Origin of the sequence: Streptomyces sp. D2-8 (genome assembly GCF_023184515.1) — a bacterium.
Lineage (GTDB): Bacteria > Actinomycetota > Actinomycetes > Streptomycetales > Streptomycetaceae > Streptomyces.
Window position 1 is genome coordinate 48,558 of sequence record NZ_JAAHBP010000008.1, and the last position, 21,345, is coordinate 69,902.

The window sequence follows — 21,345 nt, forward strand, 5'->3', positions numbered from 1 at the left end:
GGAGGGGTGTCACACCGGCGGCCGGGCTCCGGCCGTCCGCCGCCGGTGCACCAGCCGGATCCGCCGGACGATCACGATCAGCCCGGCGATCAGGGTCCCTCCGTACAGCCAGCCGGCCTGTGTGGCGAGCGCCGTGACCAGGCCCATCAGCCTGCCGCCGGTCCCTCCCTCGCCTTCGGCCAACGGCAGCAGCCCCACGGCGAACGCGATCGGCACGACGACGGGCGCGGTCATCAGGTCCCTCCGGCGGACCCAGAGGGCGGTCAGCGCGCACACCGGCAGGAACAGCACGCCGTACGCCGTAAGGGACGCCCCGAACAGCGCCGCGCAGAGCGCGCCGAGCAGGAACATCACCACCGCGCAGAACAGCCCGCTGCCCAGGCCGGTCAGCCGGGGGTTCGGCAGCCCTCCCGCGGCGGGCGCCGCTGCGGGCGCGGGCCGTGGCACCGGCACCGGGCGGCGCCGCGGCCCGGGCGGCCGGGCCGCGCGCACGGGCTCGCCCCCCGCTCCCCGTCCCGCCTGGGACGGCACGGGTTGCCGGGGCGGCCTGGGCCGGTCCCGTCGCGGTCCGTACTGGGGAGATCGCGTCCTGTATTGCTCCACCGCACCAACTTAGGTCGTTCTATATGCCAAATAGCCCTTCTGACACGCCGTGGAGCGCGGCTTGGCCAAGCGTTCGATACGTCGCCGGGTCGGTTCCGGACACGCCGTAGACTGGTGGATCGGCCGGTCCTCTGGCCCCCTGGCCCTCCACTCACGGGAAGTCGCAACGTGTCGCTCACGATCGGAATCGTCGGTCTGCCGAATGTCGGCAAGTCGACCCTGTTCAACGCCCTGACCAAGAACGACGTGCTGGCGGCCAACTACCCGTTCGCCACGATCGAGCCCAACGTCGGTGTCGTCGGCGTGCCCGACCCCCGTCTGACGAAACTGGCGGAGATCTTCTCCTCGCAGCGGGTCCTTCCGGCCACGGTCGACTTCGTCGACATCGCGGGCATCGTGCGCGGCGCCTCCGAGGGCGAGGGCCTGGGCAACAAGTTCCTCGCGAACATCCGCGAGTCCGACGCGATCTGCCAGGTCATCCGTGCCTTCAAGGACGAGAACGTCGTGCACGTGGACGGCAAGGTCTCGCCCAAGGACGACATCGAGACGATCAACACCGAGCTGATCCTCGCGGACCTGCAGACCATCGAGAAGGTCCTGCCGCGCCTCCAGAAGGAGTCGCGCATCAAGAAGGACATCGCGCCGAAGGTCAAGGCCGTCGAGGAGGCCAAGGAGATCCTGGAGAAGGGCGACACGCTGTTCTCCGCGGGCATCGTCCAGGGCTCCGGCAACGAGGAGCTCCTGCACGACCTGCACCTGCTCACCACCAAGCCGTTCCTCTACGTCTTCAACGTCGACGAGGACGAGCTGACCGACGAGGACTTCAAGGACGAGCAGCGGGCGCTGGTCGCCCCGGCCGAGGCGATCTTCCTCAACGCCAAGCTGGAGGCGGACCTCGCCGAGCTCGACGAGGACGAGGCGCTGGAACTCCTCCAGTCCGTCGGCCAGGAGGAGCCGGGCCTGGCGACCCTGGCCCACGTCGGCTTCCGCACCCTGGGGCTCCAGACATACCTGACCGCCGGCCCCAAGGAATCCCGCGCCTGGACCATCAAGAAAGGCGCCACCGCCCCCGAGGCCGCCGGCGTCATCCACACGGACTTCCAGAAGGGCTTCATCAAGGCGGAGGTCATCTCCTTCGACGACCTGGTGGAGACGGGGTCGGTGGCGGAGGCCCGCGCGAAGGGGAAGGCCCGCATGGAGGGCAAGGACTACGTCATGCAGGACGGGGACGTGGTGGAGTTCCGCTTCAATGTCTAGCCGGTGATGTCCAAACGGCAGGGACTGCAGAAGGGCTTGCGTGCCTTGGCAGCCAACATCCGTGCCGATGCCGAGGAGCGGTACGACGGCGCGGAGCACGGGTGGTGGGCCGGTGTCGAGTGGACGCTGCGGGGATCGAGAACACCGCCGCCCAGATGCCCGAAGGCCGGCCGTAGGCATTGGGTGCCGACGGGCGTCAGGGCGTAGAAGCGGCAGCTGACGCCGGGCCCGGCTGTGCGGGGCTCGCCGGGGCGCGGGTCGTACAGGGCGCGGCCGCCGGGCCACCGGGAGAACTCGGTGGTCAGGGCGACACCGTCGTCGACTTCCTCGGTCAGCCATCCGTGGCCAGCAGCAGGCCGATGCCGATTTCGACCAGGCCACCTGGAGGGCGCGCAGCTCGCGCTCGGCATCGGTGAACTCCAGCCCCGGGCTCGAGAGGTCGGCCACGAGGTCCGTCCGCAGGAGACAGGGCCTCTATCCGATGAGGGCCACCGGGGCGTCCCAGGCGTTGCGGTCGACGGTGATGGTGTGGCCTCCGCGGCTCTCCTTGCTGTTGACCATGTACTGATGGGCGCGGCTGTGGTTGGTGTACAGCTTGGGATCCCAGGGCCAGTCAGCGGTGGTGGTGTTCTTGTTGTTCCACAGCGCGTACCAGAGGTTGCCGGGCAGGTCGGTCCGGTCGGTGGCCGTGGCGATGGCCTTGGCGCTGGAGCTGCTGAAGCCGTAGAGCCCGGCGCGGTATGTCTTGGCCCGCAGGGTCTTCGAGAAGGAGCGCACGTACGTCAGCGTGGCGTCGTTGCACGCCTTGTTCGTGGTGTCGTACGACTCCATGTTGAGGTAGATCGGGCTGCCTGGCTTCATGCCGAGTGCGGACGCCTTGGCGACGGCGTCCTCGGCGTTGCTCTTGCCGAGGGCGGCTGCCGTGGTCGCCGTGAACCTCTCCGGGTTTCTGCTGGTCTGGCAGGGCGGCTGGGCGCCCACGTAGAGCGGGATGAGCTTCCATCCGGCGGCGCTGACCGACTTCACCCAGGACGCGGTGAGGTTGGGCTGGGCGCAACCGCGGTTTTTGCCGCCGATGTAAACAGCGGCGGCCCCGTAGAAACCGGTGTTCCATGCCTTCATCGCGGAAAGGGAAGGAGCCGTGCACGTATCGAACGCCCGGCCCGTGTACGTCTTCTGCGCAGGCCAGCTCGTGGCGGCCATGGAGGTCTGCGCCGCGATCCCGGCGCCGGCGACTACGACGACGCCTGTCGTGGCCCACGCGATGTAACGGCCTCTCTTGGACAGCCTGTGACTGGACATACCCACCCCATTCGGATCGCGGCCCGCGGCCGCAACTGATGCATCGGCGAAGACTCGCGAACGCAACGACACGCCAGAGGGTGCGGCTGCAGCGCTCGGCGCCTTCTGGGCAGCGCGGTTGAGCTCCGGCAGTCGGAGCGCTCCGCACCTTATCCAGGCCCCTCGCTGGTTGGTGGTGGAGGGTGTCAATGTTGGGCTCATGGTCTCCACATAGACGGCGGCGGCCTCTGCGAAGAGGTTCTCGGAGGCCGCCGCCAGGGTCCCCATTGCAGCGCGCTGACCTGCCTTGGTCGGGGCTGTGGTCAGGGTGTGTCGAGTAGAGCTTCCCCGTGATATCGGACACGTGATCGTTATGCCGGGAGGGCCCGGCTGCCCCGGCCCGCTCCCCACGTGAGGGGCGTGTCGGGCGGGGCGGCCTGGTCGGCGAGCGCCGCTTGGCGCAGGCGGCGCTCGCGTGCCTGGATGCGGCGTGTCTTACGGGAGGTGGACAAGGCCGTCGGTGGTGACGGTCGGGCGGCCGGAGGTGCCGGCCACGACGATCTTGACGGTGTGTTTGGCACTGGTGGCCCAGGTCTTGGTCCAGATCGCGTCGCGGTACTTGGTGGTGGAGGACTTCAGGTCGACTGTCGTGGCCTTGACGCCGTCGACGTAGATGTGTGCTTGGCCGGAGGTGGTGGCGCGGGAGACGATCCATGCTGCGGACTTGCCGGTGAAGGTCCAGGTCAGGCTCGCCTTGGCGGAGGTGCTGGAGTAGGACTGGCCGCCGAGGTAGCTGGTGGAGGTCTTGGTGGCCCAGGTGCCGGTCTTGACGGCGGCGGTCTCCTTGAGGATCACGGGGGTGCTGGTGACGGACGCGGTGGCGGTGTTGCCTGCCTGGTCGTAGGCGGTCATGGACCAGGTGGTCGCTGTGCCGGCTTTGGCGGTGTGTGCGGCGCTGTTCGTGGTGGGGCCGTAGGTCATCGCCGCAGGGGTGGTGAGGCGTACGTGCTTCAGTGCCGCGCTGTCGGTGGCCTTCCAGGCGAGGGTGAGCGGGACGGCGGTGGTGTTCACGGTGCCGGTCCGCAGGGAGAGGACGGGCTTGGTGGTGAAGGTGGGGGCGGTGGTCTCAGCGATCACGGTCGCGGCCGGGGTGGTGGCAGTCTTGCCGGACTGGTGGACCGCGCGCACGGCGATCGTGTGGGTCCCCGGGGTGAGGGTGGCCGGGGCGGAGGTCGTGGTGCCCGCCACGGTGGCGGCGGTCTTGCCGTCGATGAGCAGTTCGTACCGCTTGACCAGCGAGGCGGGGGTGGTGGACGCCCAGTTCACCGTGACGGAGCCCTTGGTGTAGTACCTCGGGCCCGAAGTGCCGGTGCCGGCGAGGGACTTGAGGGCGAGGCCGGTGACGGGGCCGGCAACCCAGGAGCGGATGGTCGCGAGCTGGTTGTAGAAGGCGTCGCCGGGGCACTGGGTGTTGAAGCCGTCCCGGTGGCCGTGGATGACCGGGACGGACAGCTGTGCGCCCTTGGCCCAGGTCTTGCCGAAGTAGTTACGGCCGTTGTCCCCGGCGGTCAGGGTGGCGGTGCCGGCCGGATCCACACCGTACTGGCCGAGCTTCCACGCGGCGATCCGTGCGACCGAGACCATCGCGGCTTGCGGCGGCGCGGCATCGGTGTAGGTGCCCAGCACGGAGATGCCGGTGGTCTCGGCGTTGAAGCCGTAGGCGTGCGCGCCCTGCACCGGGCGGTCGACGCCTCCCTTGCGGCCCTCGTAGACCGTGCCGCACTTGTCGACGAGGAAGTTGTAGCCGATATCCTTCCAGCCCAACTGCTTGACGTGGTAAGCGTAAATCCCACGCACCACCGTCGGGGCGTCGGCGCAGCTGTAGCTGTTGGACTCGGCGGTGTGGTGGACCACGACCGCCTTGACCTTCCCGCCGGGCAGATATCCGGGGGCCTCGGGGCTGATCGACTCGTCCGCGCCCCAGCCTGCACGGGAGGTGATCGCCGGGCGCGGCGCGGTGGAAGGCGGCGCGGTCGGTGCCGTCGACGACGGCGTGGGTGTGGGGCTCGCGGTCATGGTCGGTGGAGCGGACGCGGATGGCGTACTGCTCGGTGACGCGGGCTCACCCGGGGTCTGGCTCACCGACGGCTCTATGGTCGGCTCGTCACTGACGGTCGGCTCGGCGGTCGCGGTGGCGCTCTGCTCTGGCTCCGCGGGATCCGACGGCGGCGAGGGCTGCTCGCTCTCCTCGACGTCGAACGCCGCGGGCTCCATGTCCGTTACGCCGCCCTTGCCGGGGTCGACCATGTCCAGGCGCAGCCCCGCGGGCAGTCCGGCGGACGTCGCCCCGCCCGAACTGACGCGTACCTCGACCCCGTTGGACGGGCCGACCCACGCCGGCTCGGTTCCGCCACGTGCGGCCCCGCTCTCGCCCTGGCCGCTGTCACCGTCCAGCCGCACCCACGTCGACCACCGTCCGGACTCCACAGCACGGGTCCGGACCTGGACCGTGCCCAGCGCGCGGGCGCCCGGATCGGTCCAGGTCACCCCCAGCATGCTGAACGGCTTCACGTCGTCCCGCTTCAGTGATGCGCTGCGGCCGTCGCCACTCGACCGCAACGCGGCCGTACGCGTATCAGCCTTCACCGGCCCGGACTTGGCGTCCGTGCCGGTGCTTGTCGCGGGGCTGCCGGACACTGACTGGAACACCAGCACCCCGGATATCCCCGCCGCCACGGCAGCAGCCGCGCCCCCCACGATTCGTCGCCGCTGCACGCAGCCCCACCCCTTCAACCGATCTGTCCGCACGCAGAAGCAGCCGGCTTCCTGCCCGCCCGCGTCGCGTGCCTGAAGGGAACGTACAACCTCTCCACAATTCCCCCTCACGCAGGGCCGCGACAGGCTGAGACGCCTCTTGCCCGGGCCCGTCTGGGATTTAGCCGACGAGAAGCGTTCACCCATCGGGCGCAGGAGAGAGGAGGATCAGGTCGCTGCTGGGAACTGGACGGTCGATCTTGTCCCCCTTGCCACAGTTTCCGATCTTTTATTTCTCGATACCGTCACATCGTCATCACACAGGTGATGTACATGTGCACATGTGAGACCGAGGAATGACGATGATTCACATACCTGCGCCGGGGGAGCGCGGGCGGCCTTGGTCCGGGGGGGAGTCTGCGCTACATAGCGGGGAGTCTTGTCCTGGCCTTGTCCGTCACGCTGCTCGACGGCACCGTCGCGATGGCCACGCCATCCCAGGCGCCTGCCGCGCCGAAGAAGCCGGCCGTCACGCAGGCGGCGGACATCCCGTCCGCGCGCGTGGCCGCCCGCTTGTCGGGCAAGCGGGTGGAGGCGCTGTCGGAGCGCACGGAGACCGCCACGACCTGGGCGAACAAGGACGGTTCGCTCACCACCGAGCTGACCGCCGGTCCCATCCGCTTCGAGGACGAGACCACCGGTGACTGGCGTGACGTCGACCTCGACCTCGTCAAACTGGATGACGGGGGTGTTGAGCCGAAGGCCCACCGCGGTCTGGAACTGGCCGGCAAGACCGGTGCCCCGGCAGCGTCGTTGAAGGCGGCGCAGTCGGCCAAGGCCACTGATCTGGTGACGCTCGGTGAGGGTGACGAGCAAGTCACCTTGCAATGGAAGGGCGGTCTGCCCGCCCCGAAGCTGGACGGCAACCGGGCCGAGTACGTCAACGCGGTGCCCGGCGCGGACGTGGTCGTGGAAGCGACCCGTACCGGGTTCGAGCAGTTCGTCGAGATCAAGGATCGAGTACACCTTCCACGCCGGCCATGGCGGATTCGTCCAGCCCACCGACGGTGAACGCACCGCGCGCCGCCTGCCCCTGGTCGCCGAGGCCGACGGCAGCAAGTACAACGCAGCGTCGTTTTCATGGCGCCGCTCCGCAGCCGATGACTGGCAGCCGATCCCAGTCGGCCAGGTCACTTCCGACGGTACCGCCCTCACTGGGTGGCCGGTGCCCCTGACCGGTGGCAAGAACAGCCCGCTGGTGTGGAACGCCACCAATACCGTCGACCCCGACGGCACCGTCCAGATCAAGGCCGACTTCACCGGACCGAACTCCGCGACCGGCAGCACCCAGCCCCTTTCCGTCGTCGTCGACCGCAACGCCTCCGGTGCGGCCACGGACGAGATCGGTCCCGGTTCGGTGAACCTGCTCACCGGTGACTACACGCTGTCCGCCGGCGACGCCTCGGCCTTCGGGTTGTCCGTGTCCCGCACGGCTTCCTCCCGCACTCCGGACAAGGGTGCCAAGCAGGAGGGCCAGGCAGCGATCTTCGGTAGGGAGTGGGTCTCCGGCACTGTTGCCGAGGCGACTCAGTCGGACTACTCCCACATCCGGCGGATCTCCAACACGGCCGTCGTGGTCGTCGAGTCGGAAGGTGACGAGACCCACTTCACCGCCAATGCGGCGAAGACAGGGTGGATCCCCGAGACCGGCTCCGAAAACCTCACTCTGACCGGCAGCGTGACCGGATCGTTCACGCTCACGGACACCGAGGGCACGGTCACCCAGTTCACCAAGCCTGACGACACCGCAACCACCTGGCAGGTCTCCTCGACACTGCTGGACGGCCTGTCCAACACCACTACCACGATGGTGTCCGAGACGGTGACCGTGGACGGCAAGAAGCTGGCCCGGCCCAAGCGGATCATCGCCCCGACCTCGGCCGCATCGGCTGCCACGTGCACGTCGACGCCGTCCACCAAGGGCTGCCGGGCGCTGGAGTTCGTCTACGCCGCCTCCACCACCGCCACCGACGGTGTCCTCGGAGACTTCGCCGGCCAGGTGAAGGAGATCCGGCTGTGGTCTACCGAGCCCGGTGCCGCCGCGGCCACCTCCAAGTCCGTGCAGACCTACGCCTACGACTCCTCCGGCCGCCTGCGTCAGGCATGGAACCCGCAGATCAGCCCCGCGCTGAAGACCGAGTACTCCTACGACGCGGCAGGCCGGGTCACCGGTCTGACGCCTGCCGGGGAACTGCCCTGGACCTTCACCTACGGAAAGGCCGGCAACGCGCGACAGCACCCTCGTCTACGCGGACACCGTGACCGAATCCATCCACGGCCAGGTCACCTGCCACGCCGGCTGGTCCGACCAGACCTACCGCTACGACGCCACCGGCCGCCTCACCACGGTCGAGGACACCGTCGACACGGTCTGCACGCGCCGCGCCTACACGTTCGACGCGCGCACCAACCGCAAGTCCCTCACCACGACCGCGGCGGCCCCCGGCCTGGACTGCACCACCACGGGAGGAGCCACCACCAGCCACACCTACGACAGCGCCGACCGCCTCGTCGACGCCGGCAACCTCTACGACGCGTTCGGACGCACCACCTCGGTCCCCGGCAACGGCACAGTCGGCTACTACGCCAACGACCTCGCCCACCAGCAGACCGCGAACGGCCAGCGCCAGACCTGGCAGCTCGACGCCGCCCACCGTTTCCGCTCCTGGAAAACCGAAACCGGCAGCGGCGGCACCTGGACGCAGACCGGCTCCAAGCTGAACCACTACGACGATGACGGCGACAACCCCCGCTGGATCGTCGAGGACACCGCCACCGGTGCGCTCACCCGCAATGTCGAGTCCGCCACGGGCGACCTCGCCGCCATCACGAGCAAGACCGGCGACACCGTCCTGCAGCTCACCACCATTCACGGTGACGTGGCCCTCCAGCTCCCGCTGGACACCAGCAAGGCCCCAGTCGCCCTCGACAACGACGAGTACGGCAACGCCCGGGCCGGCCAGGCAGCCACCCGCTACAACTGGCTCGGCGCCAAACAGCGCTCCACCGAGACCCTCACCGGCCTCACCCTCATGGGCGTCCGCCTCTACAACCCGAGCACCGGTCGCTTCCTCTCCCTCGACCCCGTCTACGGCGGCGGCGCCAACGCCTACGCCTACCCGGGAGACCCCGTCAACGAGTACGACCTCGACGGCAAGTGGTGGAGCCGCGTCGGCATCGCGGCGACAGCAGCCGGTAGTGGCTGTGGTCTGTTCACCGCAGGTCTCGCCGCGGCGGGATGTGCGGTTGTCGCCGGCGCTGCTGCAGGTGCCGGAGCCAAGTGGTACTGGAACCGCAAGGCATCCTTCGGGTCCATCGCCCGCGCAGGAGTGGCGGGGGCCACGGGCATCGGTCCCTTCGGTTCCGTCTTTGGGTCCATCGGCCGCTGGGGCGTGAAGAGGGCCGTCACACGATGGGCCACCAAGCGCTACCCCGCCCGCGGAAACCATCGCGCGGTCTACAGAAGCCACCGCAAGAAGTCTTCGTGGTGGTCCTGGCGACGGTGATCTAGTCCCCTCGGTCCGGTTCCCTTGGGTCACCAAGGGAACCGGACCGACCATGAGGAAACGTTAGGAGCTGAAATGAGCGAATCTCGAAAGAACTCAGTGGCATTCTTCCTGTTGGGCGTGCTCGCTTTCCTGGCAGGAGTCGCCTTCTGGATCACCTCGGGGAGAGCCTCAGCAGCGGTGAATTTTGCCTGCTCATCCGTCGTGTTCGCCGGAGCGTGGTTCTTTGAGCGGATTACGAAGCGGAGCGAGGGCAGCCAAGACTGAACATCTGGATGCGGTCGACCTGAAGTTGATGGGATTCGACCGCTGACCGGCAAGGACTGCGGCTGAGTTGCCCGACGAGCCGTTTGGCCACTCAGCTGCGACGCAGACCAGTCACCCGGCCCGCGCACCCACGGCGGCGCTGACAGCATGCCTTGGGCGCCAGCGTAAAACGCACCCCTTCTGGCTGTCACTGGCAAGGGTGCAGCTTTGCCCGGCTTGACGACACAGCGGCGCAGCTCGCCGCTGACCTGGGCACGAACAGGGCGACGCTGCGTGAGTGAGTGCTGCGGGACAGGGAGCGTCGCGGCGTCGCCCCCGCGCCTGCCGTCGAGTCAGAATGGTGCAGGCACGCCCGCGGGCATAGCCACACAAGCCCGTCAACTCATCTCCTGCACGAACAGGAGGAGGGGGCTTCGTGAACAACGACCAGATCAGCGTGCGCATGGTGTTGTCGCTGGTGGGCACGTTAACCGTCGTCGTCGCTCTCCACCACCCGGCAGTCGGCGCGGCAATTGGTGTCGCCATCGTCGTCACCCTGCTCAACGAGCTGATGGGCAGGTAGCCGCCGCCCATCCCAACCTGCGGACATGCGAGTGAGGCTCGGACCAGCTGGTCCGGGCCTCACGGCTGTTCGGGGAGCAGCTACAGGTCGAACTCCAAGTGCTCGATGTCCGTGAACCGGACCTCCTCCAGGCTTCCGGTGCGTTGGCCGCCGTCCTGGAAGTACACCTCCTTGAGTCCTTCGGTCGCGATCTCCCGTAGACGCTGTTCGGTGGCCCCCTGCTCGCGCTTCGAAGAGACGGGCGGCGTACTGCGGCGGCCACGCCACGGTCAGGTGGCGGATCCGGTTCTCGTCGGTCGAGCCGATCGGTGCGGTGTAGCCGATCCGGGCCCGGGTGTCGACGACGATTCCGCCGGTCGTCGCCGCCTGCTGCCGTGCCTTGGCCCGGATCTGTGGCTGCCAGCGGGCCTTCACCTCGCGCTCCAGGCGCGCTGGGAGATCCGCAGCCTCTGGGCGACCGCCTTGGTGCCCTTGAGTGCTTGACCAGGTACCGCATCTGCGCGGGCGGGCTCTTGGGTGCCCTCGTGCTTGACCAGGCCCGGGTTGATGGCGAGCTTGAAGCCGCCGGGCAGCGGCTTGCCGTCCCGGTAGGGCAGGAAGTCCGGCCGGGGATTCACGCGCGGCGGCCGTCATGCGAGAGGAACAGGTCTCACGCGAAGCGCGTTTCCTACCGGCGCACCGCATGGGGCTAGGCTGGCAACGCCTGGACCGGAACGCAACATACGGAATGAGCTGGAAGATGCGTTACTGCTAGACAGCTTCCGATGACTACCGGGGGGGCCGTACGATTTGTGCGGCACCCCTGGCGACTTTCTGTCAATGCGGGATCGCAAAGGACAAGGAAGAATGCCTCTCAGTAGGCAATCCGGACATGCACCCTTGAGGAATGCGGAATGCGGAATGCGCTACAGGAACAAGGTTATCTTCTCGACTTCCATCGCAATGGTCGCGGCAATGACGGCTGTCGCCGTTTATTTCCTCTTCCTCGATTCCGGTGCCCCAAAGGACGTCTGGGAGGTATCTCTTGCCCTGTCCCTACCGTGCGGGGTTGGCTGGATGCTTATCCGAATCGGCATCACGCCATTCACCGAATGGAATGATACCGAAGTGAAGGTGTGCAACCCCTTCTTCACGTACCGTGCGGGACTGGACAAGGTGCGCCTGTTCAGCAGAGAAGGCAGGGGCGGTGCATTCGAACTGGAAGGAATCGGGATGGTAATGCCATGGTCCATGACGCGCTCCATCCTCGACGGCAAGAGAGCAAACGGGGCACGGCGGGATCTCAGGCATGCAGTGCTTCGAGCACAGAAGACCATGGAAACGGATGCAGCAATCCCGACAACCAGAAGACTTCGCTACGGCTGGTTCGACATACTTATCATCCCGCTTCTAGCGGCTTTCGTCTGGGCCTTTCTCCCTTGAGGATTGCCGCACAAATCTTTCGACCGATCGGCCAAGTGGCCCGCCGGGTGGGCCGTCCGGCCTTCGGTGCCGAATCAAGCGTAGGCCACTGTCTACCGCTTTTGGTTTACTAAGGATTCGCATGAGGTATCGGAACAGGCTCACCTTTTCCGCAGCGATCCTGGGAATCGTCGCGCAGCCGTGCGTCTTCCTGTACTTCGCCCTCTTCGGCCAGACCTTCTCCGGAGACACTCTGGACCTGATTGCGGTGGCTTCGATCGGATCGCTGGCGATATGGCTCTTCGCCAGGGTCGGCATCCAGCCGACGATCCGCAGCGAGGGCAGAACCCTGTTCATCCGTAACCCGCTTCTCTCGTACGAAGCCCCGATGGAGAGCGTGGCGCTGGTGGCGAGGGACGGGGCGGCAGCTATCCGCATAGAGGGAGTCGGCGTCGTCCACCCGTGGGTTCTTTCACGCTCTGTTTTCGACGGCAAGCGTGTCCGTGCCGCGAAAGATGTACTGCGCGACCAGATCCGGGCAGCGGCGGGCGCAAGCGTTCTGGAACCGTCCGGCCGCACCGCGAGAAAGCGCCTCAGGGTCGGCGCACTTGAGGTGTTTCTTCTTCTCCCGGTCGCGTTCCTCATCTGGAATGTCTTCGACATCGCCATGGGGAACTGACCCTGGTCCTGCCGGGTGGTGGCGTGCAGGGTGGGATTCAGTTCGTGGTCTTCTTCGCGTTCGTCGACTCTCGTTGGCTCGGCCACAATCGCCTCCACGTCGACGCCCCGGGCACGCCTCGCGAGCAGATCGAGAACCTCGTCACCCTCGTCTAGAACCGCTCGCCCATCCGCGACACCCTGGTGAGCCCCGTCGACGTCGTGACCATGCTCGCCTGATCGTCCGAGTGGATCAGGCACCACTCCACGGCCCCGCCGTATGCCGGCCAGAAAGATCCAGTACAGGCGGGGCCGCCCGATGCGGGCGCTCGGCGCCGGCCTTCGCGGAGTCGCTCCAGCCGAGGCCGAACGAACCGCCACGTCCGAGGGTGTCCGGATCTGGGTCGGCGTGGGTCGACCTCAGGGGTGCCACTGCGCACGTACCACCGCCGGGCCCCTGAAACGCTCACCGGTCCACGACGTGGCCTCACTGCGTGGGCCCACTCTGCCTGAGCCCGCGATGGGGCGGACGGGCAGGCTCAGACGTCCTTGATCCGTACGCGGTCACCGCACAGCTTCAACCAGTCGTCGCGGTCCGAGGTCAGCACAAGGACGGGTGCGGGGACGCGGAGCGCCATGGCGGCGACGAAGGCGTCGATGGCGTACTTGTGGCCGTGCAGGCCCCCGGCGTCGTGCAGCAACTGCACCGCGGTGAGGCTGTCCGCCTGGGTGACGTCCTGGTGCTGAAGGCGGGAGAGCACCCAGTGCAGCCGGGCGGTGTCGGTCTTGCCGTAGACGGCCTCCACCACGGTCAGGGCCGACACGAGGACGGGTACGCCCACGCGCCGAGCGGCCTCGATACGGGTGACCATCTGGCGGTCGTTGCGCAGGAGCAGCGAGAGTGCCTGGGAGTCCAGAACCAGGGACCGGGCCGCGGGCTCCTTCATGCGGCGCTGTCGCCGGATGCGTACGGGGTCGGTGCGTCACCGAACAATTCGCGCTGCGCGGCCTGAATTTCAGCCTCGCTCAACGGCTCATGCTCGGTCTCGTAGGCGGTCACGATCTCGGCGAGGCCGTCCATCGCCAGCTGATGCCGGACCGCCGCTGTGACGTACGCGGACACGCCGCGCTTGCCGGTGCGCGTTCGCAGAGCGCCGAGGAGTTCCGAGGGCATCGAGACGGAGATGTTCTCCGTCCCTCCGGGACGGGGTGACTTCATGACTTCAGTCTAGTACATGGACTATTACAAGGTTGAGGTGCTGTACGGCCCGCATCGTCGGTGAGTAGTCTCGGTTCCCTGGATCTTCTTGTGCTCAGTCCCGGCGCCGTGCTGGATCGGTGCTGGATGATCGGGCGTTTCCGCAGGTCAAAGTCTTATGGTGGAGTTCCGCTTCAACGTCTGACGTCTCATCAAGAACTGTGCCCGACCCGCTTGTTGGTGGGTCGGTGCAAGTTTCTGTCCGCAGGTGGTACTCGCCCCGTCGTGAGGGGCAGCGGCAGGTCCGGTCGGCGTGGCAGTGAGACTGCCTCAGACCTTGACGACCTCCACGGAAGGGCCGCACAGGAGTGTCAGATCCTCGGGGTCGGACGTGAGGACGGTGACCGGCCGGGGTGCGTTGCGGGCGATGACGGCGAAGGCGGCATCGATGGCGTACTTGTGGCCGTGGAGGTGATGGGCGCGCAGAAGCGCGGCAGCCTGGTCGGTGATCTCCTTGGTGACGTCGTGAATGTCGACGCGGGAGAGGATCCACTTGATACGGGCCGGGTGGATGCGCTCGTAGTCGGCCTCAAGCGTGGTCATGGCGCCGGTGGCGACGCGGATGCCCTCTTCCGACGCCGCTTGGACCAGAGCCACGACGGTGCGGTCCTTGAGGTAGAGCTTCGAGAGGCCTTCCCTGTCGAGCAGGAGGGTGCCGGGCATCAGGCGGCGGTCCCGCCGGCCTGCCGGTGGTCGTGGCGCAGCAGCGCCCGGGCGGCCTCGACCTCCTCGTGGGTGAGAGCGTCGCTGGCGGTCTCGAAGTCGGCGACGATCTCCCGGAGCTTGTCCATGGCGACCCGCTGTTCGAGGGCCTCGGCGACGTAGGCGGAGAAGCCCCCCGGGCCGACGTGGGCGCGCACGGCCTCGGCGAGGTCCTCAGGGAGACTGATGGAGTACTTCCTGCTACCGCTCATGCCGCCGATCCTACCGGCGGTCGTAAGTCTTCGGTGGTGACAAGCTCCTGCGGGTCCGACTGATCCGCGCCGGCTTCTCTCGTATCCGGGAGATCCCACGCAGGGTGCCTCTGACCTGCGGCAGCGCAGGTCAGAGGCCCCGCCCGCTGGGATATCGACCTCTTCTCCGGACAGGAGGGGCGCCCTGTCCGGGGCGGGAGTGGGGGGTGGGAGGATGCGGGAACTGCGAGGGAGGGGCGGGACGCGTGGGGCGTGGCGAGCGGGACACGGTCGCGAGAGGAGCGCGACTGCACGAGGCAGCGCAGGCAGTGGTCGTTGACCACGCCAGGGCTGTCGAGGCGGTGCGGGCGGCGCTGAAGCCGATCCACGACGCAGCGGTCACGCGGGAGCTCGACGCCATCCCCGTCGCCCGGCTGCAGGACGTCACAGAAGGACGTCTGCGGCTGGGGAACGTCGAGAAGAACGGCTTGGGCACGGTGGGCCGTGTTCTCGAAGCGGGCCCCTATCGGTTGCGGCAGATTCCCGGTGTCGGGCAGCGGACCCGTCGACCAGATCCTTGCCGCTGCTCGTCGGCTTTCCGAAGCGGTGCACGAGACGGTGGCCGTCCACATAGACGTGGACCGGCCGGAGCCGAGCACCACCACGCTCGTCATGGCCCTGCACGTACTGGTGGAAGCCGGCCCGGACGCCCGGCGCGCGGTGGACCGGGCCGCAGCCCTGTTGGAACGGCTCGGCCTGTTGCTGGTCGACGCGAGGCCCGCCGCCGGGCGTTTCAGGATGCTCCTGGCCGGCCAGGAGAAGAAGGCACGTGCCCTGGCGGCGGTCGCCGAGATCCGCTCGGTGGTGGACGAAGCAGAGCAGACCGGCCTGCCTGAGCTGCTCGCCCAAGCCTCGGTGGACCTGCTGCGTGGATCTTCGTCCGACATCGCGGCATGGGTGGACTTCGAACTCCGCTCCGCGGAGTACTACAGCCTGCTCGCCGGGATCTCGGGGCGGCTGCCGGACGCGGCAGCCGCCGAGGGGTTCCTGCCGGAGGAGATTGCCGAGCGGGTACGGACGCAACAGCTCGACGACTCGCACAGGCGGGTCTCCCTGCGCGGTTACCAGGCGTTCGGCGCGCGATTCGTCCTTGCACAGCGCAAGGTGATACTCGGCGACGAGATGGGTCTCGGGAAGACCATCCAAGCGATTGCCGTGCTGGCGCACCTGGCTGCCGAGGGGCAAAGCCATTTCATGGTCGTCTGCCCGGCGAGCGTTCTCGTGAACTGGACTCGGGAGATCGAGGCCCGCAGCGCCCTTCGCGTCGTGGTTCTCCACGGACCCGACCGGCACTATGCGTTCGCCGAGTGGAAGGGGCGAGGCGGGGTGGGGGTGACCACGTTCGACGCACTGCGCGGATTTCCGGCGCCGGGCGGCGGGGAGGTCGGACTGCTCGTAGTCGACGAAGCGCACTCCGTGAAGAACCCGAAGACCAAGCGGTCTCAGTCGGTCGCCCTGTGGACCCAGCGTTGCGAGCGCAGCCTCTTCATGACCGGAACCCCGATGGAGAACCGGGTCGTGGAGTTCCGCAGCTTGGTCCTGATGCTCGATGGAGGAATAGCGGACTCCCTTGGCGAGCGGGACACCTTGGCAGGATCGGTCGCTTTCCGCAAGGCCGTCGCCCCGGTCTACCTGAGGCGCAACCAGGAAGACGTGCTGACGGAACTCCCCAGCCTTCAGCAGAACGACGAGTGGGAGGAGCTGAGCACGTCGGACGAGGAGGCGTACCGCGAAGCCGTACGCGCAGGCAACTTCATGGCGATGCGCAGGGCCGCGTACATGCGCCCCGAGAAGTCGGCCAAGCTGGACCGGCTCCGCGAGATCGTTCAGGAGGCCGGCGAGAACGGGCAGAAGGCAGTGGTCTTCTCCAATTTCAAGGACGTGCTGGGCGTGGTGAGGACGGCGCTTGCTGCGGGTCCCACTACCGGTACTCCGATGTTCGGTCCGCTCACCGGTGGCGTCCCGGCCGGGCGACGGCAGCAGATCGTCGACGACTTCGCCGGGGTCTTGGGGCCAGCGGTGCTCCTGGCGCAGATCCAGGCGGCCGGTGTCGGCCTCAATATGCAGGCTGCCTCCGTCGTCATCATCTGCGAGCCGCAGATCAAGCCGACCATGGAGCATCAGGCAGTGGCCCGGGCCCACCGCATGGGCCAGGTCAGGCCGGTTCACGTGCATCGTCTCCTCGCCACCGGGGGAGTGGACGAACGCATGGTGAAGATGCTGGAGGAGAAGACCCGCTTGTTCGATGCCTACGCCCGCCGTAGCGCCGTGGCCGAAGCCACCCCGGACGCGGTCGACGTGTCGGACACCGAGCTGGCCCGCCGGATCGTCGAGGAGGAACAGGCGCGTCTGGGGATGACGGACGGAAGGCCCACGGCATCCGGGTGAGGGGTCCTCCAGTCCGCAGCCAGTCCGCAGGACACCCGTGAACGGACGTCGGGAGCCAACGCATGCGAAGAGCACCGCGCACGCCGCGACCAGCGCGAGCAGCGGCAGGGTGATCAGGACGAAGGGGATGAGCAGCCGCACGACATCGATCCGGTACGACTCACCCTTGAGTAACTGCATGCCCACGGCGGTCAGGGCGAGTGCGAGCAGCATCGAGCCGAGCACCAGCAGATTGCTGAAGAACTTGCCGAGCAGATAGGAGATCCGGCTCATGGGCGTCGCGGCCAGGATCTGCCCGACGCCGGTCCGCTCGTCCTTGGGCACGGACCCGCGCGTGATGCTGAACCCCGCGAGCGCCAGCCACACGGCGCCGCCGAGTGCCGTGACCACGCCGACGTACCCACTGGTGTAGAGGCCGCGGTGGTCGCCCATCTGGAAGATCTGGAAGTCGGCGTCTCCGAGGGGAGCGGCGAGCAGGCCGAGGGCCAGGGTGCCGAGCAGGACGACGAGATAGGCGGGACGTCGTCGGCGCTTGCGGAAGTCGGCGAGCGCCACTGCTCCCATGGTCTTGGGCATCAGCGCTTCATCGCCTGCGACGAGCCGGCGGAGGTGGGGGCTCCGGCGGGTGCGGACGTTAACAGGAGGTATGCGTCGTCCAGTTCGGGCTGGACGAGTTCGGCTTGGGGCAGCGGCGGCTGCCCGGCGAGCAGCAGCCGGACTCGTACGCCGTCGGGCGTGCGCGTGGTGCCGCTGATCAGGAACTGCTGGCGCAGGGCGGGGAGACGATCGGAGGATACGGTCGCTTCCCAGACCGAGCCCTCCGCGAACCGCAGCAACTCCTCGGGTGCGCCGTGGCGCAGCAGCCGTCCGCCCGCCATGATGGCGATCCGGTCGGCGGCGGAGGCGACGTCGGACACGATGTGGGTGGAGAGGATCACCACGCGGTCGGCGGCGAGACCGGACAGCAGATTGCGGAACCGCATCCGCTCCTCCGGGTCGAGGCCCACGGTCGGCTCATCGACGATGAGCAGCTTGGGGTCGTTCAGGAGAGCCTGGGCGATGCCGACTCGCTGCCGCATGCCACCCGACATGGAACCGAGCCGCTGCTTGGCGGCATCGGTGAGGTTGACCAGACCGAGCAGCTCCGCGATCCGGGAGCGTGCGGAGCCGCGGGACAGACCCTTCGCCGAAGCCAGATAGAAGAGGAACTCCTGGGCGGTGAGTTGCGGGTACACGCCGAAGTCCTGCGGCAGATAGCCGAGGGTGCGGCGCAGCGGCCCGGGGTCCTTGCTGATGTCGGTCCCCTGCCACAGCACCCGGCCCGAGGTGGGTTTCGTCACGGTGGCCAGTACCCGCATCAGCGTGGACTTGCCCGCTCCGTTGGGGCCGAGGAGGCCGAGGACGCCCGGATTCAGGTCAAGGGTGAAGGAGTCGACGGCTCGCTTGCCGCCGGCGTGGTCCTTGGTCAGCTCGTTGATCTGTAGATCCATGGGTGGTCAGCCTTTCCAGGCCGAAGGCGCTGGTGTGGTGGTCACTTGCTTCATTTCCGTCATGCTCCTGGCGGGCGTGCACCGTGCGCCATCTGCTGTTGTGCAGAGGTGGAGGTGGGGCCTCGTCCCTTCGGCCGATCAGCTCTTCTGCTCGACCCGAACCCAGCCTCGGGGACTCTCCACGCTGATGCGGTGGGTTGCTCGGGGATCGTTCGGGACGTCGACGCGGTACTTGTCCTTCTCCTGGGCCCTGCCCTCGATCGCGTAGCGGGTGCCGTCCTTGGGGAGCGTCAGCTTGATGTCCCCGGTGTCGAGGTGGGCCGACACCCGGCGGGGCGCCTTGCGGAACGACAGGAAGTGCGCGGCGTCGTGGCTGCGCACCTCGACGTCCGGGGCGTTCGAATCGGAGACGGTGATGCGTCCGGTGCCGGTGGTCAGCCGCAGCGGCCCGGAACCACCGGCCAGCTTGATCTTGCCGCTCTTCGTGCGGACCGTGAGCCCGTTGGTGAGGCCCGCGGCGGTCACGTTGGCGCCCTCGGTGACCACGGTGACCGCGATGCCCGACGGGACCTTCACGGTGTAGTTGCTGCCACAGTTGAGGACCAGGCCGCTGCACTTGGCGGTGAGCCGCAGGGTGGTGCCGTCCAGCTTCCAGGACGCGTTGCCCTCCTCGGCTGCCATGCCGGTGAGTTTGCGGGAGACGGTGAGGTCCGGTCCGTCGCCGGCCTCGATCCGCACGTTGCTTCCGGAATCCACCGTCAGTCGCTTTCCGGAGAATTCGAACGTGCGATTGTCGTTGCGTGGTTCCACATCGAGATCACCTACCGAACCGCAGCTGCTGAGGGCCAACACGGCAACGAGAGCCGCCGCGCCCGTGCTCCAACGAGATAGTGATTGCATGTACTTGATGGTGGCCAAGCCGGATGGTCATCGGTATCTGCCGAAAGGGAGATTCTCGCGGCGCGCGGTTCCTCAGGGAATGCCCAGCCAGCGGAGTCTTGGCCACAACTTGACCCAACTGGTATGAGGGCCGCGGCAGATCAGAACGTCGCTGTGCTGCCAGGGATTCATGGCGTCGAGAGAGAGCGGCGGCCGGGATTCGCAACTGTTGAATTCCGGATCGATCTCCCGCCGTGCAGCGCGGGGGATCCCCTTCTGGCCGACCAAAAGGACTACCTCCGTGCCCTCCTCGGGGCGCCCGAATCCGTGGTACGAGTTGTGACCGCTGTGGACGGGCGGCAGCCCGAGCGCCGGGCCGTAGCGGTCGAGCGCGCCGGCCTCGGCGTAATTGCCCGCCACGATGGCCGTCCGTGACCGCTCGCCGGGCGGCAGTGATCGATAGACGCCGGCCACCTGCTCCGTTCCCGGCGGCCGGGGCACGGGAACTCGGGCTGATCGACCTGCCTTTGATGTGCGCGCGGGAGCTGGACGTCAAGGGAGCGCTGCCGCGCACGGTGCGGCTCCTCGCCCATGTGGAGACCGACCGGGAGAAGAGCCAGATCCGCCATGTCCATCTGGGCGGCGCGGCCGAGCTGCGCCCCGACCTCGCACGCCCCGACCCCACACTCGCCGAACACGGCCGAGCCGATGCCGGTTGACCGCCGCTTGAAGCCGGACGGCCACGCGCCGCCGACGGTCACCGGGTGGGCAGCACCGCCGTCACCCGCCAGCCCACGGGATGCTGCGCCTCAGCCTTGAAGGTGCCGCCGACCGCCTCGACCCGGCGGCCGAGGTCGGCGATGCCCGTGCCGCCCCCTTCGCGCTCGGTGGGCGCGGTGTCGGCGGGCTGGCCGTCTCCGTCATCGGCGACGGAGATCCGCAGCCCGTCCCCGTCGTCCGTGTGCCGTACGTCCACGATCACCTGGGACGCCGATGCGGCATGCCGCCGTACGTTGGTGAGTCCTTCCAGGACCACGCGGTATCCGACCGAGCTGATCTGCGGCGGCAGCCCGTCGAGGACGCCCGGGGCGAGGTCGAGGCGGGCGGGGATCGTTCCCGTACTGCTGAACCGGTCGACGAGAGTGGCCACTTCCTCCACGCGGAGCGAGGCCCGTGGCCCGGAGTGCTCCGCCTGCCCCGCCCCGACCTGCGCGTCCGCATCGCTCGCGCGGCCGCTGCTGCCGGCCGTCTTCGTGTCCGGGCGCACCCGCTCGCTTGCGCTGCCACGGCCACTGTCCCGGCCGCCGTCCAGCTCGCTGAAGATCCGGATCGTTCGGTCCATGGACTTCAGTGCCTGTACCCCGGCGGTCTCGATCTGCGGAAGCAGCGCGAGTGCCCGCTCCGGGGAGTCCTTCGCGAGCGCTTTGGCGGCTTGGGCGAGCACCATGACGCCGGTCACGTCATGGGCCGCGAAGTCGTGCAAGTCCCTTGCGACGGTGAGTCGTTGGGCCCGGCGCTCGGCTGCCACGGCGATTTGGCGACGGCTGTCGAGGGAGCGCAGATAGCAGGCCGCGCCGATCGAGAGCCCCGCTGCGACGCCCCAGATCACACAGAGCCCCACGGTCTCGCGCTGCTCGGCCGGGGGGTTGAGGGTCAGCGAGATGCGCAGCGGGATCACGGCGATCGTCAGGAGGAGCCCGAACGCCACGGTGGCCGCACAGCCCGGCTTGGGGTGCCGTACGGAAGGAATGGCGAGCACGAGGAGCGCGAGTGTCTCCGCAAGGATCCACTGGGCCGTTTCGTTGTCGGCGGGCCCCCGATAGCGGAAGGTCACCCACAGTGAGCCGGCGCACGCGACCGAAACCGTCGTCCACAGCCGCCACGGCCGGGACCCGGACTGCCACAACGTGAGTGTCACCGTGGCGAGGAACGCCAGGACGGTGGAGCTGCGGATGAGCGGATGCACCGCATCTGCCTCGGTGGCGGCGAACGATATGACCCCGACCGAGAGAAGCGCAGCCCCAACTGG

At 68.1% G+C, this 21,345-nt stretch carries 17 protein-coding genes and 5 pseudogenes; 9 read left to right on the top strand and 13 right to left on the bottom strand.

Translation table 11 applies throughout. The features are described 5' to 3' along the window. Positions 1-9 precede the first annotated feature (9 nt). Positions 10-603, bottom strand: a complete 594-nt coding sequence (locus G3I77_RS16115; RefSeq protein ID WP_248504366.1) for a DUF6542 domain-containing protein — start codon at positions 601-603, stop codon at positions 10-12. A gap of 168 nt (positions 604-771) precedes the next feature. On the opposite strand from G3I77_RS16115, the gene ychF reads away from it, so the two are divergent. Further along, on the top strand, positions 772-1,860 hold the full coding sequence (ychF, locus tag G3I77_RS16120) for a redox-regulated ATPase YchF (RefSeq protein ID WP_248504373.1): 1,089 nt from the start codon (positions 772-774) through the stop codon (positions 1,858-1,860). A gap of 474 nt (positions 1,861-2,334) precedes the next feature. On the opposite strand, the gene G3I77_RS16125 is transcribed toward ychF, so the two are convergent. Continuing rightward, positions 2,335-3,162, bottom strand: coding sequence for a glycoside hydrolase domain-containing protein (locus G3I77_RS16125; protein ID WP_248504375.1), 828 nt, complete (start codon positions 3,160-3,162; stop codon positions 2,335-2,337). Positions 3,163-3,636: 474 nt separating this feature from the next. Further along, entirely contained in the window at positions 3,637-5,916 is a 2,280-nt protein-coding gene (locus G3I77_RS16130) for an N-acetylmuramoyl-L-alanine amidase (RefSeq protein ID WP_374385400.1), read from the bottom strand. Positions 5,917-6,378: 462 nt separating this feature from the next. Here G3I77_RS16130 and G3I77_RS16135 point away from each other — a divergent pair. The 3 genes and pseudogenes from G3I77_RS16135 (at position 6,379) to G3I77_RS16145 (ending at position 10,290) form a co-directional block, all read left to right on the top strand. Next, positions 6,379-9,461 (top strand): annotated as a pseudogene (locus G3I77_RS16135) (RHS repeat-associated core domain-containing protein). A 75-nt stretch (positions 9,462-9,536) separates the two neighbouring features. Continuing rightward, a complete protein-coding gene (locus tag G3I77_RS16140; RefSeq protein WP_248504377.1) occupies positions 9,537-9,728 on the top strand; it encodes a hypothetical protein in 192 nt (63 codons plus the stop codon). Between the two features lie 415 nt (positions 9,729-10,143). Next, complete coding sequence (locus tag G3I77_RS16145; RefSeq protein ID WP_248504378.1) at positions 10,144-10,290, top strand: hypothetical protein; 147 nt, start codon at positions 10,144-10,146, stop codon at positions 10,288-10,290. An 80-nt stretch (positions 10,291-10,370) separates the two neighbouring features. Here the strand turns inward: G3I77_RS16145 and G3I77_RS16150 are convergent. Then, a pseudogene (locus G3I77_RS16150) lies at positions 10,371-10,810 on the bottom strand (XRE family transcriptional regulator); the annotation flags it as partial. A gap of 380 nt (positions 10,811-11,190) precedes the next feature. On the opposite strand from G3I77_RS16150, the gene G3I77_RS16155 reads away from it, so the two are divergent. The 3 genes from G3I77_RS16155 to G3I77_RS40665 all read left to right on the top strand — a co-directional run bounded on the left by G3I77_RS16155 (position 11,191) and on the right by G3I77_RS40665 (position 12,525). Next, positions 11,191-11,712 (top strand): hypothetical protein, encoded by a 522-nt coding sequence (locus G3I77_RS16155; RefSeq protein WP_248504380.1) that lies wholly within the window; start codon positions 11,191-11,193, stop codon positions 11,710-11,712. Positions 11,713-11,833: 121 nt separating this feature from the next. Continuing rightward, complete coding sequence (locus tag G3I77_RS16160) at positions 11,834-12,370, top strand: hypothetical protein (protein WP_248504382.1); 537 nt, start codon at positions 11,834-11,836, stop codon at positions 12,368-12,370. A gap of 23 nt (positions 12,371-12,393) precedes the next feature. Next, positions 12,394-12,525 carry a hypothetical protein gene (locus G3I77_RS40665; protein ID WP_282573011.1) on the top strand — a complete coding sequence of 44 codons (132 nt, stop codon included), beginning with the start codon at positions 12,394-12,396 and terminating at the stop codon, positions 12,523-12,525. Positions 12,526-12,887: 362 nt separating this feature from the next. On the opposite strand, the gene G3I77_RS16165 is transcribed toward G3I77_RS40665, so the two are convergent. From G3I77_RS16165 to G3I77_RS16180, 4 genes are all read right to left on the bottom strand, one after another. Further along, on the bottom strand, positions 12,888-13,295 hold the full coding sequence (locus tag G3I77_RS16165) for a type II toxin-antitoxin system VapC family toxin (RefSeq protein WP_248504384.1): 408 nt from the start codon (positions 13,293-13,295) through the stop codon (positions 12,888-12,890). Further along, positions 13,292-13,567 carry a hypothetical protein gene (locus G3I77_RS16170; protein ID WP_248504386.1) on the bottom strand — a complete coding sequence of 92 codons (276 nt, stop codon included), beginning with the start codon at positions 13,565-13,567 and terminating at the stop codon, positions 13,292-13,294. The genes G3I77_RS16165 and G3I77_RS16170 overlap by 4 nt, the downstream gene beginning before the upstream one ends. Before the next feature lie 309 nt (positions 13,568-13,876). Continuing rightward, positions 13,877-14,269 carry a DNA-binding protein gene (locus G3I77_RS16175; RefSeq protein ID WP_248504388.1) on the bottom strand — a complete coding sequence of 131 codons (393 nt, stop codon included), beginning with the start codon at positions 14,267-14,269 and terminating at the stop codon, positions 13,877-13,879. Further along, positions 14,269-14,520 (bottom strand): hypothetical protein, encoded by a 252-nt coding sequence (locus G3I77_RS16180; protein ID WP_248504390.1) that lies wholly within the window; start codon positions 14,518-14,520, stop codon positions 14,269-14,271. The genes G3I77_RS16175 and G3I77_RS16180 overlap by 1 nt, the downstream gene beginning before the upstream one ends. 245 nt (positions 14,521-14,765) lie before the next feature. On the opposite strand from G3I77_RS16180, the pseudogene G3I77_RS16185 reads away from it, so the two are divergent. After that, positions 14,766-16,947, top strand: a pseudogene (locus G3I77_RS16185) (DEAD/DEAH box helicase). A gap of 126 nt (positions 16,948-17,073) precedes the next feature. Here G3I77_RS16185 and G3I77_RS41200 read toward each other — a convergent pair. The 4 genes and pseudogenes from G3I77_RS41200 to G3I77_RS16200 form a co-directional block, all read right to left on the bottom strand. Further along, positions 17,074-17,523: pseudogene (locus tag G3I77_RS41200) on the bottom strand (ABC transporter permease subunit); the annotation flags it as partial. Continuing rightward, the gene (locus G3I77_RS16190) at positions 17,523-18,437 is read right to left on the bottom strand and encodes an ABC transporter ATP-binding protein (RefSeq protein ID WP_248504392.1); all 915 of its coding nucleotides are present in this window, start codon (positions 18,435-18,437) and stop codon (positions 17,523-17,525) included. The pseudogene G3I77_RS41200 and the gene G3I77_RS16190, both read right to left, overlap by 1 nt. A gap of 138 nt (positions 18,438-18,575) precedes the next feature. Continuing rightward, the gene (locus tag G3I77_RS16195; RefSeq protein WP_248504394.1) at positions 18,576-19,193 is read right to left on the bottom strand and encodes a DUF4097 family beta strand repeat-containing protein; all 618 of its coding nucleotides are present in this window, start codon (positions 19,191-19,193) and stop codon (positions 18,576-18,578) included. A gap of 216 nt (positions 19,194-19,409) precedes the next feature. Beyond that, positions 19,410-19,790, bottom strand: coding sequence for a hypothetical protein (locus tag G3I77_RS16200; RefSeq protein ID WP_248504396.1), 381 nt, complete (start codon positions 19,788-19,790; stop codon positions 19,410-19,412). Between the two features lie 8 nt (positions 19,791-19,798). On the opposite strand from G3I77_RS16200, the pseudogene G3I77_RS16205 reads away from it, so the two are divergent. Next, positions 19,799-20,035 (top strand): annotated as a pseudogene (locus G3I77_RS16205) (chorismate mutase); the annotation flags it as partial. Between the two features lie 38 nt (positions 20,036-20,073). Here G3I77_RS16205 and G3I77_RS16210 read toward each other — a convergent pair. Then, a complete protein-coding gene (locus G3I77_RS16210; RefSeq protein WP_248504400.1) occupies positions 20,074-21,282 on the bottom strand; it encodes a histidine kinase in 1,209 nt (402 codons plus the stop codon). Between the last annotated feature and the right edge of the window lie 63 nt (positions 21,283-21,345).

What these genes read in the sequence shown, in the direction of transcription:
- G3I77_RS16125 (WP_248504375.1), bottom strand. Translation starts at nt 3,162, where the DNA reads ATGTCCAGTCACAGGCTGTCCAAGAGAGGCCGTTACATCGCGTGGGCC.
- G3I77_RS16165 (WP_248504384.1), bottom strand. Translation starts at nt 13,295, where the DNA reads ATGAAGGAGCCCGCGGCCCGGTCCCTGGTTCTGGACTCCCAGGCACTC.
- G3I77_RS16175 (WP_248504388.1), bottom strand. Translation starts at nt 14,269, where the DNA reads ATGCCCGGCACCCTCCTGCTCGACAGGGAAGGCCTCTCGAAGCTCTAC.
- G3I77_RS16160 (WP_248504382.1), top strand. Translation starts at nt 11,834, where the DNA reads ATGAGGTATCGGAACAGGCTCACCTTTTCCGCAGCGATCCTGGGAATC.
- G3I77_RS16140 (WP_248504377.1), top strand. Translation starts at nt 9,537, where the DNA reads ATGAGCGAATCTCGAAAGAACTCAGTGGCATTCTTCCTGTTGGGCGTG.
- G3I77_RS16180 (WP_248504390.1), bottom strand. Translation starts at nt 14,520, where the DNA reads ATGAGCGGTAGCAGGAAGTACTCCATCAGTCTCCCTGAGGACCTCGCC.
- G3I77_RS16170 (WP_248504386.1), bottom strand. Translation starts at nt 13,567, where the DNA reads ATGAAGTCACCCCGTCCCGGAGGGACGGAGAACATCTCCGTCTCGATG.
- G3I77_RS16155 (WP_248504380.1), top strand. Translation starts at nt 11,191, where the DNA reads ATGCGCTACAGGAACAAGGTTATCTTCTCGACTTCCATCGCAATGGTC.
- G3I77_RS16190 (WP_248504392.1), bottom strand. Translation starts at nt 18,437, where the DNA reads ATGGATCTACAGATCAACGAGCTGACCAAGGACCACGCCGGCGGCAAG.